Below are 16053 nucleotides of genomic sequence, written 5' to 3'. Positions count from 1 at the left end.
TTTTGAATATTATGAAGATGAAATTATTCCAATTTTAGAACAAAAAGAGAAATTTCTTTTAGATTTTAATCTAAAAACAATTGATTTCATCAACAAGAAATTAAGCTTAGATTTGGAGATTTCTAAAACTGAAACCTATCAAGATCTGAATCCTGAAAATGATTTCAGAAATCAATTTTCTGCTAAAAAAGCACCTCAGTATAACCTACCAGAATATGCACAAGTTTTTGATGATAAATTTGAGTTTATAGAAGGTTTGAGTATCTTAGATTTACTTTTTAGCGAAGGACCAAGTGCCGCAGTATATTTAAAAAACTTAATAAAATAACAACATGAGAAAATTATTTATTGCTTTAGGATTTGCCTTTACATTAGGGTTTGTTCAAGCACAAACAACAGAAGTACCAAAAGAAAAATGGTATCATGCAGGTGTAGAACAAACAGGTGTTTATGGTGTAAATACTGATCAAGCTTTACAATTCTTAAAAGACAACAAAAGAAAAGCAAATACAATTATTGTAGGAGTTTTGGACAGCGGTGTTGAAAATTTTCACGAAGATTTGAAAGCAAATATGTGGTCAAATCCAAAAGAAATTCCAGGAAACGGAATCGATGATGACAAAAATGGTTACATTGATGACGTACATGGATGGTCTTTTTTAGGAACAGCAAAAGGAATCAATTACAATGATGATACCACTGAATTAACACGTGTTTACAAAGCTTTATCATCTAAATACGCAACTTTCGATCAAAAGAAAAATCATGAAGCTATTGTAAAAAATCCTACTGAATATGCTGAATTTCAAAAAATTGAAAAAGAATATTTAAGCGCTGTAGGAAAAGCAAAATATAACCAACAAGTTGCTCAATCTAAATTGAATGCTGTTGAAGGTGGTGTAAATAAAATGGTTCTTGAATTTGGAGATACTAAATTAACTAAAGATATTTTAAAAAATTACCAACCAACAGATTCTCAAATCTTAGAAGCTTTATGGATTTTTGGTGAATTGAAAGAAGAGCAATGGGTTGGGAAAACGATGAAAGAAGTTTCGAATACCTATTTAGGAGCTGCTCGTCGTGCTGCGAAGGGAGATGCTTTATCTTCTCACTTAAATTTAGATTTGGTTGATCGTAAAGATGTTGACAATCCAAATGATAAAAAAGAGCGTTTTTATGGAAACAGTGATTCTAACGGACCTGAATCTTCTCACGGAACTCACGTAGCTGGAATTATCGGTGCTGTAAGAGGAAATAATATCGGTTCTGAAGGAACGACTGGAGGAAATAATGTAAAAATTATGTCGGTTCGTACAGTTCCAAATGGAGACGAACGCGATAAAGATGTTGCAAATGCAATTTACTACGCAGTTGACAATGGAGCAAAAATCTTGAATATGTCTTTCGGAAAACCTTATTCTCCTGATGCAGATTTAGTTTGGGATGCGTTCAAATATGCTTCTGATAAAGGTGTTTTAATCGTTAAAGCGGCTGGAAATAGCAACGAAGATATTGATGTTCATGTACATTATCCAACTAATTTTAGAAATGGAAATGTTGTTTCTAAATCTGTTCTTACGGTTGGTGCTTCTACTAAAGATCCAAATGCTTTAAAAGCTCGTTTCTCTAACTATGGTAAAAAATCGGTAGATGTTTTTGGACCAGGACAAGAGATTTATGCAACATATCCAGGGGTTGATCAATATCGTTTCTTAAACGGAACTTCTATGGCTTCACCTGCTGTTGCTGGTGTTGCAGCGTTGGTTTGGTCACATTATCCAAAATTAACTGCAGAAGATATTCGTAATATCTTAATGGAAACAGTTAATAAAAATGAGCAATTAAAAGAGATTTCTGTTGCTGGAGGTGTTGTAGATTCTTACAAAGCTGTACAAAAAGCTGAAGAAATTTACAAACAACGTAAATTGAAATAATTTTAAATTTAACACAACATTATAAAAAGGCTTCAAATTTTGGAGCCTTTTTTGCGTTTAAACTCGAGATAATTTTAGATGTAACAATTTCGGTTGTTTCTCGACATATAGATAAATCAATTATGAAAAAATTCTTATTAAGTATATCAGTTGCCATGTTTGTTGGTGTGGCATCGTTCGCACAAGAAACGACAACTGCTCTACCATTGCCTAAAGTTGATCAAAAATATTGGCAACACGAATCTTTAGAAGAAAGTGGTGTTTATGGTGTAAATACTCAAAAAGCTTTACAATTTTTAGAATCAAAAAAACGTAAACCTTCACAGTTAATTGTTGGTGTTTTAGATTCTGGAGTTGAGATTACTCACCCAGATTTAAAAGATAATATTTGGACAAACACCAAAGAAATTGCTGGAAATGGAATTGATGATGACAAGAATGGTTATGTTGATGATATTCATGGTTGGAATTTTATTGGAGGAAAAGATGGTAAAAATGTTGATGGAGATACATTAGAGTTAACACGTCTTTTTGTAAAATACCGCGATTTATTCGAAAAAAGTAAAGATGCAGCTTCTAACAAAACAAAATTCCCAAAAGAATTGGAAGAATATCAAAAAATAAAACCTGAGTTCGAAAATAAATTAGCCGAAGCAAAACAAAATGCAGCGCAATATGTGCAGATGAATGATATTTTCTCAGTTGCATTTCCTGCTTTGATTAAAGAATGGGGCGAAAAAGAGTTGAATGAAAAAAATATGATGTCTTTTAAACCTGTTTCTAAAGAAGCACAACAAGGGATGATTATTTTTGGTATGGTTCCGAAAGAAGCTTGGGAAGGAAAATCAATGAAAGATTTCTTAACAGAAGTTGGAAATGAAATTTCAGAAGGAACAAAATACTACAAAGAACAAGTTGAAATTAACTTGAATACAGAATTAGATCCTCGTCCAATTGTTGGTGATAATTATGCTGATAAATCAGAACGTTTTTACGGAAATAATGATGTAGATGGCCCTGATTCTATGCACGGAACACACGTTTCTGGAATTATTGCAGCAAAATCTGGTAACGGAATTGGAATGGATGGAATCGCTGGAAATGGTTATGTAAAAATCATGTCAGTTCGTACAGTTCCAAATGGAGACGAACGTGATAAAGATGTTGCGAATGCCATTCGTTATGCAGCAGATAATGGAGCAAAAATCTTAAATATGTCTTTTGGAAAAGCTTATTCTCCTGATAAACAAATTGTTTGGGATGCATTTAAATATGCTGAGAAAAAAGGTCTTTTATTGATTAAAGCTGCAGGAAATGAAAACGTAAATATTGATGACGAAATTCACTTCCCTACCGTTTATGACGACAAAGGTGTAGAAGTTTCTAAAAACGTAATTACAGTTGGAGCAAATACAATGGATAATGACAATTTAAGAGCAAGTTTTTCTAATTTTGGTAAAAAGTCTGTAGATGTTTTTGCGCCAGGAAATGAAATATATTCTACTGTTCCTAATAAAGATGGGGAATACAAAAATGAAAGCGGAACTTCTATGGCTTCTCCAGTTGTAGCAGGAGTTGCGGCTTTGGTTTGGGCACATTATCCTAAATTAACTGCAACAGATATCAAACAAATATTGTTAGAATCTGTCAACAAAAATCCTGCTTTAACAGATATTTCTGTAACAGGCGGTGTTGTTGATGCGTACAAAGCTGTTCAATTAGCAGAAAAAATGTATGTTGCTAAAAAATTGAAGTAAGGAAATCTTAATATCACCATTTCTTATAGTATTTAAGTAACAAAATAAACTTGGGTTAGATTCTATTTTTTTTAGAGTCTAACCTTTTTTTGTATAAGATATTTCTTGTACAGATTGAATAAAAATTGTCAGTTCGAGTGATTTTTAGGAAAAATTATAAATGAATCATTTATTTAAAATCATAATTTCTCCTCGCCCATTTTTTACTTGGTTCAATCCATTCATCAAGAGCTTTATAAAGAAAACCATGCTTTAAGCCATTATTTAATTCAATTTCTTTGAAATGCTTGATTTTATTGGTTGAATTTTCTTTACGTTTTATAGCTGAAACGCCAAATGCATCAGACTTCTCGTAAATGGTTAAAACATTTCCAGAAAATTTTATATCAGGCATTTCTTCTAAATCACTTTCTTGAAACGAACCAATAAATACATAGTTGATTTGAGGATTATTTTTAAAAGTTGATACATATTGCGCAATGTAACCACCTTTCGAAGTTCCTACAACCGTAATATGATTAGGTTTAACACCTGTATTAATCAAACTATCAATTTGCTTAACAACCTTTTTTGCATATTTTATTCCGTCTGTTTTCGGCTTTCTTTTCTCACTAATCACAATAAAACCGTCTTTCTTGAATGAATTCAAAACTTTAGAATACTCAATTTTAGTTTTATAGACTGTATCATAATCTCCATCGTTATGCGTTTCTAAATATTTATTATGGAGAAAAAAGATATAATCTTGATCCTTTACATTTTTTGATATTTTATGTTGCGAACAACTCATTAAACCAATTATGAGAATCAATAAATATTTCATTAATAATTTTTTAAATCAATCAAATATAACCAAAAAACCCTCACTAAAAAGTGAAGGTTTTTTTTATATTCTAAATTTGTAAATCTAAATTCAAACTTACTTACCAGTTCATCAAAACAGAGCCCCATGTAAATCCTGCTCCAAAAGCAGTCATCATTACTAAGTCACCTTTTTTGATTTTACCTTCTTGTTTTGCTTCACTCAATGCAATAGGAATAGATGCTGCCGTAGTATTTCCGTAACGCATAATATTGTTATAAACTTTCTCATCTGGTAATCCCAATTGTTTTTGTACAAATTGAGAAATACGCAAATTCGCCTGATGTGGAATAAATAAATCTAAATCTTCTGGCTTTTTATTCGCAGTCGATAAAGCTTCGATAATTGATTCTGGAAAACGAGTTACCGCATGCTTGAAAACATAGTTCCCATTCATATATGGATAAATCTCTTTTTTAGTTAACGTATTACCTTCTTTCAATAATTCGTCTGACCAACCTGTTTTTGTTCCAGGGAAAGTAACTGCTAATTCTTCGGCAAATTCACCTTCAGAATGTAAATTAGTCGATAAAATTCCACGTCCTTCTTCTTCCGTTGCCGAAACAATTACTGCTCCTGCTCCATCTCCAAAAATTACTGAAACGCCACGACCTTCATCCGACATATCCAATCCGAATGAGTGCACTTCTGCTCCAATCACCAAAATATTTTTGTAAACTCCTGCTTTTATAAAAGCATCAGCCGTTGATAACGCATATACAAAGCCAGAACACTGGTTACGAATATCCATTGCCCCAATTGTACGACAACCTAACTCTTTTTGCACCAATACACCATTTCCAGGAAAATAATAATCGGGAGATAAAGTCGCAAATAATATAAAATCAATATCTTGAGCAGTGATTCCTGCATCTTCTAACGCATTTTTAGCCGCAATAACTCCCAAATCTGTAGACGAAATCTTAGAACCTGGCTCGATATGTCTTCTTTCGACAATCCCTGTACGTTCCTGAATCCATTCGTCATTGGTATCCATCACTTCAGCTAAATCAAAGTTTGTAACAACTCTTTCGGGAACATAATGCCCAACACCTGTAATAATAGAGTGTATCATGTGATTATGGTTTACTTTTCAATTGAAGCAAAGATATTAAATGATAAGCATTCTTTAAAACAAATGCGTCTTTTTGACAATAAATTATTTAGAAAATCTTGTTTTTAATATTCCGTTCATAATGATAGAAAGTACCATTACCCCTGTAGCAATATAAAATATAGGATTCATATGTTCTGAATCTCCAAAAATAAGACTTGCCAAAATGATGCCATAAACTGGTTCTAAATTTACGTTCAACATCAACGTAAAAGCACTAACATGTTTCAGCAAATCAACTGATTCTATTTGTGCAAAAGCTGTAAAAATGACGCCAAGCAAAGTCAACCATCCTAAGTTTGACCAACTTATATTTACAACTTCAGAAATAGCTTCTGGCTGAAAAAGAATCATTACCACCGAAAGTGTGATAACTCCACCAATCATTTCGTATAAAGTAACTTTAGTTGGTTTGATTGACTTTGGTAATCTCGAATTAAGAACTGCAAATAATGCCGATAGAAAACTACACAAAATACCAATGATAATTCCCAATTTATAATCTTCTGGTGATGCATTAAAAATAACAGCTACACAAGTGGAAACGATTATAGCAAGAATTATTTCGAGCAGATTAATTTTTCGTTTAAAAAAAATAGGTTCTAAAATCGCACTAAAAAGCGCGCCCATCGACAACGTACTCAACGCAATTGAGATATTAGAAAGTTTAATCGACAAATAAAATGTAAACCAATGTATTCCTACAATTCCACCGATAGCAAGTAATTTCAACAATTCGTTTTTAGTTACCTTGAAATCCATTTTTCTGAACTTCATATAAATAAAAACAGCAATAGCCCCAATAAGAACACGATACCAAACCATTGACAACGCACTCATTGTAACTAATTTTCCGAAAACTCCTGTAAATCCCCAAAGAAGTACGAGAAACTGCAACCGAAGTTGAACTTTTGAAATCATTCTAAGTCTTTTTCGCAAAAGTAAAGTTTAATTCTATATTGCTAAAACGATTTGATTGATTTAATCTGTAAATAATTTTGTATAAGTTCTAATATTAAATTAACATTAAATAATTATTACTCAAACTTTAATTCTTATTCTTCGTTGTATTTTCGAAACTTCAAAATTAATCGATGGATTTTAGTATTTTTTTACAACCAGATGCATTAGTTGCATTATTTACATTAACAATGTTAGAAATCGTTTTAGGGATTGATAATATTGTTTTTATTTCTATTTTGTCAGGAAAATTGCCTGCACATCAACAAAAGAAAGCACAACAGCTTGGTTTATTTTTAGCCATGTTTACACGTGTTATCCTTTTATTCTCACTAAGTTGGGTCATGAGTCTTACCACTCCTCTATTCAATATTGGCGAATGGATTGGCATTACTTCAACCGAATGGTTAGAAAAATTAGCAATCTCTGGTCGAGATTTGATTTTACTAATCGGAGGATTATTCTTGATTTATAAATCGACTGTAGAAATTCACCACAAAATAGAAGGTGTTGAAGAAACCGGAGGAAAAGTGAAAGTCCATTCTTTTGCAGGAACTATCGTACAAATCTTAATTTTAGATATTGTTTTCTCATTAGATTCTGTAATTACAGCAGTTGGTATGGCAGAACATATTGAGGTTATGATTGCGGCTGTAATTATTGCTGTTGCAGTTATGATGCTTTCAGCAAGTGCGGTTTCTAAATTTGTGAACGATCATCCAACGGTTAAAATGTTGGCTTTATCATTCTTATTATTAATCGGCGTTTCGTTATTAGCAGAAGGGTTTGATCAACACATTTCGAAAGGATACATTTATTTTGCCATGGGCTTCTCTGTTTTAGTCGAATTCTTGAATTTGAAAATGAAGAAAAAACATTCGAATCCAGGAATTGTTCGAAATATGGTTGGTGATGCAGAAGAACAAAACAAAAATATATAATACAAAAAAGAGTTTTTTTCAAAACTCTTTTTTTATTTATTCTCTAAAATAGTTTCGTTTTCAGCTTCAACTTTCTTTTCATATTTTTTTCGGATATATTCTGCAGCCAATGTTACGGCTACTCCACCAATTATTCCATATATTGAACGTTTTCCCAAAAATTTAGCTACCGTTACTCCCGTTGTAGCGGCTGTTGTTAATAAACCTATTTTAGTTCCTTTCTCCGTTTGATTTTTTGTTAATGCATCTAAAATTTTCATAGCTTTTTATGTTTAGTCTTAGAAATACTTACAATTATCAAACCATTTTTATTTAATAAAATTTTCTACCAATTCTTTTGGACGACCTACTATTCCACTTTTTCCATCTGTCACTATTGGACGTTGAATCAATTTTGGATATTCAACCAAAGCATTCAAAATTTCATCATCAGAAAGTTCATTTCCTTTAAAATTTATTTTCCAATCTTCTTCATTTGTCCTTACTATATCAATTGGTTTTAGATTTAGTCTTGTTAAAATAGTTCTCAATTCATCTTTCGTCAAAGGCTCTTTCAAATATTCTCTTATTTCAAAATCTTTTCCAGACTCTTCCAAAACCTTTACTGCATCTCTACTTTTTCCGCAACGCGAATTATGTAATATTGTGTACATAAATACTCTTTTAGAAATTAAATATAGTTCAAAAAAAAGAATCCTTATATAAGGATTCTTTTTTTATTTTCTTTTTACATTAACAGCCATAAGACCTTTTTTTCCTTTTTCAATATCAAAAGTAACTTGATCATTTTCATTTACTTTGTCAATTAATCCAGAAACATGTACAAAAACATCTTCACCTCCGTTTGCGTTAGAGATAAAACCAAACCCTTTTGATTCGTTGAAGAATTTTACTGTTCCTTCTTGCATAGTTGTATATTTAATTAATTTATTTTTTTGATATTTGAATTGCTCTGAATCCTTTTTCAGACATTTCTTTTTTGAACTGTACTTGATCTCCTACTTTAAGTAATTCTTTTGATTCTTTGAAGTGGAAGAAGATTTTATCGTTAGAAGCTGGTACTTTAATAAAACCAAAACCTTTTGAATCGTTGTAGATATCAACCATACCTTCTATAAAAACATCTCTGTTATCAGATTCAAATCTTTTATTATTCAGCAAATCGGCTTCTTTGTCTTGTAAATGAGGTGGTACATCTGTAAAATTACCAAGTACATCAACATAGACAATCATATCTTCTAATGATTTTCCTTTGTTGTTATTCTCTTTTCTATTCTCTCTTTTGTTTAATTTTTCTAATTTTTTTAAAGCTTTCTTTTTGCTATTTTCTTTTTTAGATGTAGAATCTGCCATAAATGTTTGTATAGATTTTTTGTTTTTAATACTGATAAAACCTAAGAAAACATGAATTAATTATCCGACAACATTTATATTATAATGTAGTAAAACTTACAAGTATACGTTTTAGAAAACAGAAGTTAAAATTATATTGACTAGGTCAATTAGTGAATTAAAAAAAGTAAAATAAAGAATACAATTGTAAACTATTAAGACAAAATATCTTCTTAAGTACGTTGCAAAGGTAATAAGTTTTAATGAATTAAATGGTATTAATTTCTAGAGAATTCTATATGATAAAAAGTTCTAATCTAATTGTGATTAGAACTTATCATGATTGATATCGTTAAAATTGGTAAATAAACGTGTTTATATTCATGCCTGCGCCAACAGATGCAAATAATACCACATCGCCTTCATTTATCTGGTGATTTTCTAAATCATTATCCATAATCATTTTCAAAAGAATTGGAATTGTTGCCACACTACTATTGCCAAGTTTATGAATATTCATTGGCATAATATTTTTTGGCACATCTTGATCATATAAACTATAAAAGCGTTTTACGATTGCTTCGTCCATTTTTTCGTTGGCTTGATGAATCACTATTTTACTGATATCGTCAATATTATATGAGCTATCATCAACACATTTTTTCATTGCTAAAGGTACTTTGGATAAAGCAAACTCATAGATTTTTCTACCATACATTTTGATGTATTTGGTATTCGGACATTTTTCTGAATTATACGATTTTCCAAAAAACAGATAATCTTTTTCTTCGTTTGCATAAGAGGCAGATAAATGGGCTTGTATTCCTTTATTGTTTGTAGAAGCTTCTAATATTGCTGCACCAGCGCCATCTGCATATATCATTGTATCTCGGTCGTGTTCATCTACTACTCTCGAAAGAGTTTCAGCACCAATTACCAAACATCTTTTTGCTAATCCAGCTTTTATAAATGCATTGGCTTGTATAACACCTTCTACCCAACCTGGACAACCAAAAATAACATCGTAAGCAACACAATAAGGATTTTGAATTTTCAATAAATTTTTTACTCTTGCAGCAAGACTTGGCACCATATCAGACTGAATCGTATCGTGTTTTACATCTCCAAAATTATGAGCGAATATAATATAATCAATAGTTTCTGCGTCGATATTTGCATTTGTGATGGCTGAAGCAGCTGCCATATAGCCTAAGTCTGATGTTACTTGATCTTTTCTGGCATATCGACGTTCTTCTATTCCTGTTATTTGTTTTAATTTATGCGAAATTGTAGCATTATTTTGATCTAAAATTTCTCCTTGTTCATTAAAAAATTGATGTTCTTCAAAAAAATGATTTGATATTTTTTCAGTTGGAATATATTTTCCTATTCCTATAAAGTGATTTGTCATATATATTTTAGATAACAGAGTTAGAATCTGCTATCGGATACAATCTCGGGATAACTTTAAGAACTATTGCTATAAAGTTACATTTTTAACTTAAACTTTATATTTATACCAAAATTATATCTTATAAAATATTAAATTAATAAATTTCATGATGATAATTTTTCAATGTCTCTTAGATATATATATAAATAATATGAAATAAACATTTATATTTCAGAACTACTATTCATGTAATTCTAAATTATTAGAATATAAGTGTAAATGTAGATATAAACACTTAATATCGTTATTTTTCAATATATTTAATCAAATTAAAAAATTATGAAAAAGCTATTTTTATTCTTCAGCGTTTCTCTCCTATTTTTTGCTTGTACAACCAATCAATCCACACAAAATTCAGTGCCGAATAAAGATGAGAATTCATTAAAATTCGAGCCGAATGAAGATGGCGATTATGATATTGTTGTATTTGATCCTCAATATGATATTTATTTAAAAACAACTGCATTACCCAAAGAATATTATTCAAAAGAATATTACGAACAAAAAAATCGCCAATATGTGATGATTTGGAATCAACGACATATGCAACCAATGACATATAATCCAGATTTGTATGCAGTAAGTATAGATTTAGATCCTTCTGTTGACTATGGTTATGATTTTGAATACAAATTATTTAACTTTTTTCGATTTATTGAACATAAATATCGTGTCAGAATTAGATAATATCGTTTATTTTTGCAAGCTAATTTTAGAAAGATGAACGATTTTTCAATCAAAATATACAATCAAATCATTGAAGCAATTCCAGATTTTACAGGGCTTCACAAAAAAGATACCGAATTATTAGAATTCCATATCGAGAATGAATACAAATCGACTTTTGGTGATCTTTATATTCAGACTTCGGATGATGATAAGATTTGGATCAAATCTTCTTTTCCTTTTACAACTTACGAAGTAGATTCTGTTGAGGAACTTTTGTATATTTTGGAAGGTTTGTTGTTCAACCAATTATTCTGGGTAATTAGTTATGATGATGGTGATTGGGACGATACTTTTTTGATGCTGAAAGACCAAGAAATTAAAACGGAAGACGGTTTTACTTATAAAATTCTTTCTTGGAACGGAAAAGATGATAAAGTGATTAATGCTTAACCTCGTGTTCATAAAATCCCCTATTTTTATACATTTGCAATTATGTTTAACAACGAATTACTAAAAGACATCCAAAAACGTACACAAGATTTGCACGAATATTTGGAAATCGAACAAAAAGAAATCGAAGTTCAAAATGAAGAAGAACACGCTGCTTCACCTGAATTTTGGAACAACCCGAAAGAAGCCGAAGCTTTTATGAAAGTTTTACGTGGTAAAAAGAAATGGATTGATGAATACCAAACGATTGCAAATGCAGTAAATGATGTCGAAGTTTTAGTAGAATTTAACCGCGAAGGCGAGGTAAGTGACGAAGAAGTTATGGAACAATATACTGTTGTTGCTAAGCTTTTAGAAGATATAGAATTCAAGAATATGCTTTCAGAAGAAGGAGATAATCTTGGTGCAATTCTTCAAATTACTGCGGGAGCTGGAGGTACAGAATCTTGTGATTGGGCTTCTATGTTGTTGCGTATGTATTTGATGTGGGCCGAAAAACATGGATATAAAGTAAAAGAATTAAACTATCAAGCGGGTGATGTTACAGGTGTAAAAACGGTAACATTAGAAGTTGATGGCGAATTTGCTTTTGGTTATCTAAAAGGAGAAAATGGTGTGCATCGTTTGGTGCGTATTTCGCCTTTTGATAGTAATGCAAAGCGTCACACAAGTTTCGTTTCGGTTTATGTTTCCCCAATTGTGGATGATACAATCGAGATTGAAATCAATCCTGCTGATATCGAATTACAAACGTCTCGTTCTGGAGGAGCTGGAGGGCAAAATGTAAATAAGGTAGAAACTAAAGTTCAGTTAACGCACAAACCAACTGGGATTGTAGTTGTTTGTCAGGTTGAACGTTCTCAGTTAGCCAATCGCGAACGTGCAATGGAGATGTTAAAATCTGAATTGTATAAGATTGAGTTAGAGAAAAAAATGGCTGCACGTAATGAGATCGAGGCAAATAAGATGAAAATCGAATGGGGTTCTCAAATTCGTAATTATGTGATGCATCCATACAAATTGGTAAAAGACGTCAGAACAGGAACTGAAACAGGTAATGTGGATGCTGTAATGAACGGTGATATAGACGAATTCTTGAAATCGTTCCTAATGTTAATGGGACAAAAAGAAACGTCAAAATAGTTTTATCCTAAATTTCTTTCATGAAAATATTAATCGGAGGTGCTGGAGAAGTTGGTTTTCATTTGGCTAAATTACTTTCTAATGAAATGAACGACATCGTCATCATGGACATGGACAAGGACAAGTTGTTGATGATCGAAAACTCGTTAGATGTAATGGCTTATCGTGGTGATATCACTTCTTTCAAGGCTTTGCGAGAAGTTGGAATTGATGATACAGATATTTTTATATCGGTCACTCATCTTCAAAACACAAACCTTACAAGTGCTTCGATTGCGAAAGATTTAGGGGCAAAACGCACATTAGCTCGAATTTCGAATCCTGAATTTCTTTACAAAGAAAATCAATTTTGGGTTCAAGGAATGGGAATTGATGCATTAATTAGTCCTGAGAAATTAGCGGCTGATGAGATTTATTCTCTTGTTCAACAATCTGCTTTCAATGCGATGCATCCCTTTGCAAATGGTCAACTTTTTATGGTTGGAACTGTTTTGGATGCGGATTGTAAAATTTTGGACAAGCAGTACAAAGACATGTATTTGACGACGAAAGGTGGCGAAGACAATCTTTTGATGCCAATTGCAATAATTCGTAGCAACGAACGTGGCGAATATCAAACCATTATTCCCGAAGCCGAAACTGAATTTAGAATAGATGATCACGTTTATTTTATTGTCAAAAAAGCTGGAATTTTAGAAGTTTATAAAATCCTTGGAAAGAAACAAGAATATTTCAAAAATGTAATTGTTTTAGGAGGAGGAAGTATTGGTGTCAAAGTTGCCAAACTTTTAAAAGATAACAAGCACAATGTTAAGTTATTAGAAATCAATCGAAACAAAGCTTTTGATTTAGCTGACGATTTAAATAACATTTTGATTATCAATGGTGATGGTCGAGATGGAGAATTGTTATTGGAAGAAGGTATTTCTGATTCGGATGCTTTTATCGCTGTGACAGGAAGTTCGGAAACGAATATTATGTCATGTCTTTTGGCAAAATCAAAAGGCGTTAAAAAAACAATTGCTTTGGTCGAAAATATCGACTATATACATCTTAGTCAAGAAGTTGGAATTAACGCTTTTATCAATAAAAAACTCTTAACCGCAGATAGTATTTTCCGTTATATTCGACAAGGTTCTGTGATGGATGTAACAGGAATTTCTGATTTAGATGCTGAAGTTTTAGAATTCCGTATTCACGAAAATTCTGAAATCGCATTCAAAAAAGTAAGCGATTTTCCGTTTAAAGAAGGTGCTATTATTGCTGGAATTGTTCGCAGAAATGATGGATTTATTCCAACAAAAGATTTCATTATCGAACCAAAAGATCACGTCGTTGTTTTTAGTCAAGCGAATTTAATTCCAAAAGTGACCAAATATTTTAAATAATGAAATCACTTAACATCAAAGTAATCCTGAATCTTTCGGGTGTTTTATTACTATTAAATGCGCTCTTTATGTTTATTGCAACATGTGTCAGCATTTATTTTAATGATCATCTACTCTACCCTTTTTTAGTTTCGGGGAGTTTAGTGGGATTGTCGGGAGCTGCAATGATGTATTTTACGCGTGACAGAAGAAAACATATCAACAAACGCGAAGGTTATATCGTGGTTTGTGTCGGATGGCTTTTCTTGATTCTTTCGGGGTGTTTACCCTATGTTACCTCGTTAATATTTCTACCAAACGATCATATCATCAATGAAAATTTTAGTTTTGTCAACATTATTTACGAAACCGTTTCTGGTTATACAGCGACTGGGACATCAATTTATGATGATGTAGAAAGTCTCCCAAAAAGTATATTATTTTGGCGAAGTACAACCAATTGGATTGGTGGTATGGGGATTATCGTTTTGACGATTGCGATTTTACCGTTTCTTGGAATTGGTGGTCGACAGCTTTTTATGGCAGAAGCGCCTGGAATTTATACGGATAAAATTCACCCTCGAATTACAGAAACAGCAAAAAACCTTTGGTTAGTTTATTTAGGCTTAACTGCTTTTTTTGCGATGTTGCTTTATTTTGGTGGAATGAATTTATTTGATGCTGCAAATCATTCGATGAGTGTGATTGCAACGGCAGGTTTTTCTACTAAGAATGAAGGTTTGATGTATTGGAATAACAATATTTTTATTCAATATGTATTAATCGTGATGATGTTTTTGGGCGGAACAAACTTCGCATTGATTTATTTATTGATTAAAGGACAATTCAAAAAAGTATGGAAAAATGAAGAATTCCGTTGGTGGGTTGGTTTACTTGCTGTCGTTACATTTATCGTTTTTGTTGTATTATTTTTCAATATTTACCCTAGTTATTCCGTCGAAACCTATTCGTGGTTTAATTTCGAACATTCATTCAGAAGTTCATTATTCCACGTTGTATCTATCGCATCTACAACAGCTTTGGCAATGGAAGATTACACAAGTTGGTTAACCGTAACCACACTTATTTTCTTCTCTTTGTTCTTCATCGGAGGTTCGGCAGGTTCTACATCTGGAGGAATTACAGTTATTAGACACGTCATTTTATTAAAAAATAGTTGGATCGAATTTAAGCGTATTTTACACCCAAACGCAATTATTCCTGTTCGTTATAACAATCGTTCGCTTAACCAATCTATTGTTTTCCACGTCATGGCATTCTTTGTCATGTTTATGTTTACATGGATTGTGAGTTCTATTTTGTTTGCGCTTTTGAATTATGGTATAACAATGAGTTTCCAAGATATTTTGGCCTCTTTAACATTAACTGCTTCCACTTTAGGAAACGTAGGTCCGGGAATTGGCGAATTTGGTCCGGGTACTTCAATGAATTCTTTAACGGATAGTGCAAAATTATTATGTTGTTTTTTAATGGTTTTGGGACGATTAGAGCTTTATACAATCTTAATTTTATTTACGCCTGCTTTCTGGAAAAATAATTAATGGGATGCTTCTAAAATTACTTTCTGAATGATTTCTTCGGTTTGATCTGGGAAATCTTTCTCAATAATTTTATTCGAATCCACCCAACGTTGCAATTGTGCTACATTCAAATCATATGAATAATCAACGCCAATCATTTTTAAAGCTTCGCAATTACATAATTGTTCGTATTGACCTTTAATCGGAATCACAAAAAGCTTCTTTTTAAGATAAATACTTTCGGCAGGCAATTCGAAACCAGCACCGCACAAAACTCCTTTACAATTTTCTAAAGTTCTAGTAAAAAGACGTTCATCAATTGGATAAATTTGAACATTAAATTGACGCGTAACATCTTTCACAAAAGGTGAAAAAACTTTCCATTTTGAATCTTTAATCAGTGATAATTTCTCCATAATTTCTGTTGGATGAAAACTTGGTAAATACACCAAATAGTAATCTTTTCGTTTTGGACGCAATGCTCTAATTTTATCTCGAATGATTGGTAAAAAAATAGCATCATTATATTC

General features: G+C 31.9%; 18 protein-coding genes. 9 read left to right on the top strand and 9 right to left on the bottom strand.

From position 1 onward, the window contains the following. The 3 genes from B2X73_RS03080 to B2X73_RS03070 form a co-directional block, all read left to right on the top strand. The coding region (locus B2X73_RS03080) for a WbqC family protein (RefSeq protein WP_291095666.1) at window positions 1-328 on the top strand (328 nt) is incomplete at its 5' end. Window positions 329-332: 4 nt separating this feature from the next. After that, the gene (locus tag B2X73_RS03075; protein WP_286494915.1) at window positions 333-1934 is read left to right on the top strand and encodes a S8 family serine peptidase; all 1602 of its coding nucleotides are present in this window, start codon (window positions 333-335) and stop codon (window positions 1932-1934) included. Window positions 1935-2056: 122 nt separating this feature from the next. Further along, entirely contained in the window at window positions 2057-3691 is a 1635-nt protein-coding gene (locus tag B2X73_RS03070; RefSeq protein WP_219033983.1) for a S8 family peptidase, read from the top strand. A gap of 169 nt (window positions 3692-3860) precedes the next feature. Here the strand turns inward: B2X73_RS03070 and B2X73_RS03065 are convergent, their stop codons facing one another. From B2X73_RS03065 to B2X73_RS03055, 3 genes are all read right to left on the bottom strand, one after another. Continuing rightward, a complete protein-coding gene (locus B2X73_RS03065) occupies window positions 3861-4514 on the bottom strand; it encodes an alpha/beta hydrolase (RefSeq protein WP_291095664.1) in 654 nt (217 codons plus the stop codon). A 100-nt stretch (window positions 4515-4614) separates the two neighbouring features. Further along, window positions 4615-5628: a beta-ketoacyl-ACP synthase III gene (locus tag B2X73_RS03060; RefSeq protein WP_286494918.1), complete on the bottom strand. Its 1014-nt coding sequence runs from the start codon at window positions 5626-5628 to the stop codon at window positions 4615-4617. Window positions 5629-5712: 84 nt separating this feature from the next. Beyond that, on the bottom strand, window positions 5713-6588 hold the full coding sequence (locus B2X73_RS03055; RefSeq protein WP_286494919.1) for a DMT family transporter: 876 nt from the start codon (window positions 6586-6588) through the stop codon (window positions 5713-5715). Between the two features lie 173 nt (window positions 6589-6761). On the opposite strand from B2X73_RS03055, the gene B2X73_RS03050 reads away from it, so the two are divergent. Continuing rightward, window positions 6762-7568 (top strand): TerC family protein, encoded by an 807-nt coding sequence (locus B2X73_RS03050; RefSeq protein ID WP_125350055.1) that lies wholly within the window; start codon window positions 6762-6764, stop codon window positions 7566-7568. A gap of 32 nt (window positions 7569-7600) precedes the next feature. Here the strand turns inward: B2X73_RS03050 and B2X73_RS03045 are convergent, their stop codons facing one another. The 5 genes from B2X73_RS03045 to B2X73_RS03025 all read right to left on the bottom strand — a co-directional run bounded on the left by B2X73_RS03045 (window position 7601) and on the right by B2X73_RS03025 (window position 10311). Then, entirely contained in the window at window positions 7601-7828 is a 228-nt protein-coding gene (locus tag B2X73_RS03045) for a hypothetical protein (protein WP_125350054.1), read from the bottom strand. Window positions 7829-7876: 48 nt separating this feature from the next. Then, on the bottom strand, window positions 7877-8221 hold the full coding sequence (locus B2X73_RS03040; RefSeq protein ID WP_286494920.1) for an arsenate reductase family protein: 345 nt from the start codon (window positions 8219-8221) through the stop codon (window positions 7877-7879). 63 nt (window positions 8222-8284) lie between these two features. Continuing rightward, complete coding sequence (locus B2X73_RS03035; protein ID WP_135837000.1) at window positions 8285-8476, bottom strand: cold-shock protein; 192 nt, start codon at window positions 8474-8476, stop codon at window positions 8285-8287. A 19-nt stretch (window positions 8477-8495) separates the two neighbouring features. Then, complete coding sequence (locus B2X73_RS03030; protein ID WP_038335861.1) at window positions 8496-8921, bottom strand: cold shock domain-containing protein; 426 nt, start codon at window positions 8919-8921, stop codon at window positions 8496-8498. Window positions 8922-9252: 331 nt separating this feature from the next. Further along, window positions 9253-10311 carry a 3-oxoacyl-ACP synthase III family protein gene (locus B2X73_RS03025; protein WP_286494921.1) on the bottom strand — a complete coding sequence of 353 codons (1059 nt, stop codon included), beginning with the start codon at window positions 10309-10311 and terminating at the stop codon, window positions 9253-9255. Window positions 10312-10632: 321 nt separating this feature from the next. Between B2X73_RS03025 and B2X73_RS03020 the strand changes: the two genes are divergently transcribed. The 5 genes from B2X73_RS03020 to B2X73_RS03000 are packed head-to-tail and all read left to right on the top strand — an operon-like array spanning window position 10633 to window position 15544. Further along, complete coding sequence (locus B2X73_RS03020) at window positions 10633-11040, top strand: DUF6146 family protein (protein WP_038335835.1); 408 nt, start codon at window positions 10633-10635, stop codon at window positions 11038-11040. Window positions 11041-11073: 33 nt separating this feature from the next. Further along, window positions 11074-11472: a hypothetical protein gene (locus B2X73_RS03015; RefSeq protein ID WP_038335837.1), complete on the top strand. Its 399-nt coding sequence runs from the start codon at window positions 11074-11076 to the stop codon at window positions 11470-11472. Between the two features lie 42 nt (window positions 11473-11514). Next, a complete protein-coding gene (gene prfB / locus B2X73_RS03010; protein ID WP_286494922.1) occupies window positions 11515-12615 on the top strand; it encodes a peptide chain release factor 2 in 1101 nt (366 codons plus the stop codon). 20 nt (window positions 12616-12635) lie between these two features. After that, window positions 12636-14003 (top strand): Trk system potassium transporter TrkA, encoded by a 1368-nt coding sequence (gene trkA, locus B2X73_RS03005; RefSeq protein ID WP_180906656.1) that lies wholly within the window; start codon window positions 12636-12638, stop codon window positions 14001-14003. Beyond that, window positions 14003-15544 (top strand): TrkH family potassium uptake protein, encoded by a 1542-nt coding sequence (locus B2X73_RS03000; RefSeq protein ID WP_180906655.1) that lies wholly within the window; start codon window positions 14003-14005, stop codon window positions 15542-15544. Before trkA ends, B2X73_RS03000 begins: the two co-directional genes overlap by 1 nt. Here B2X73_RS03000 and B2X73_RS02995 read toward each other — a convergent pair. Then, window positions 15541-16053: glycosyltransferase family protein (locus tag B2X73_RS02995; RefSeq protein ID WP_291095662.1), on the bottom strand; the 513-nt coding region annotated here is incomplete at its 5' end. The genes B2X73_RS03000 and B2X73_RS02995 overlap by 4 nt on opposite strands.

This window comes from Empedobacter sp. UBA7252 (assembly GCF_002472765.1).
Taxonomy (GTDB): Bacteria; Bacteroidota; Bacteroidia; order Flavobacteriales; family Weeksellaceae; genus Empedobacter; species Empedobacter falsenii_B.
Note: the sequence above shows the minus strand (reverse complement) of the source record. Positions and strands in the feature narration are given on the sequence as shown.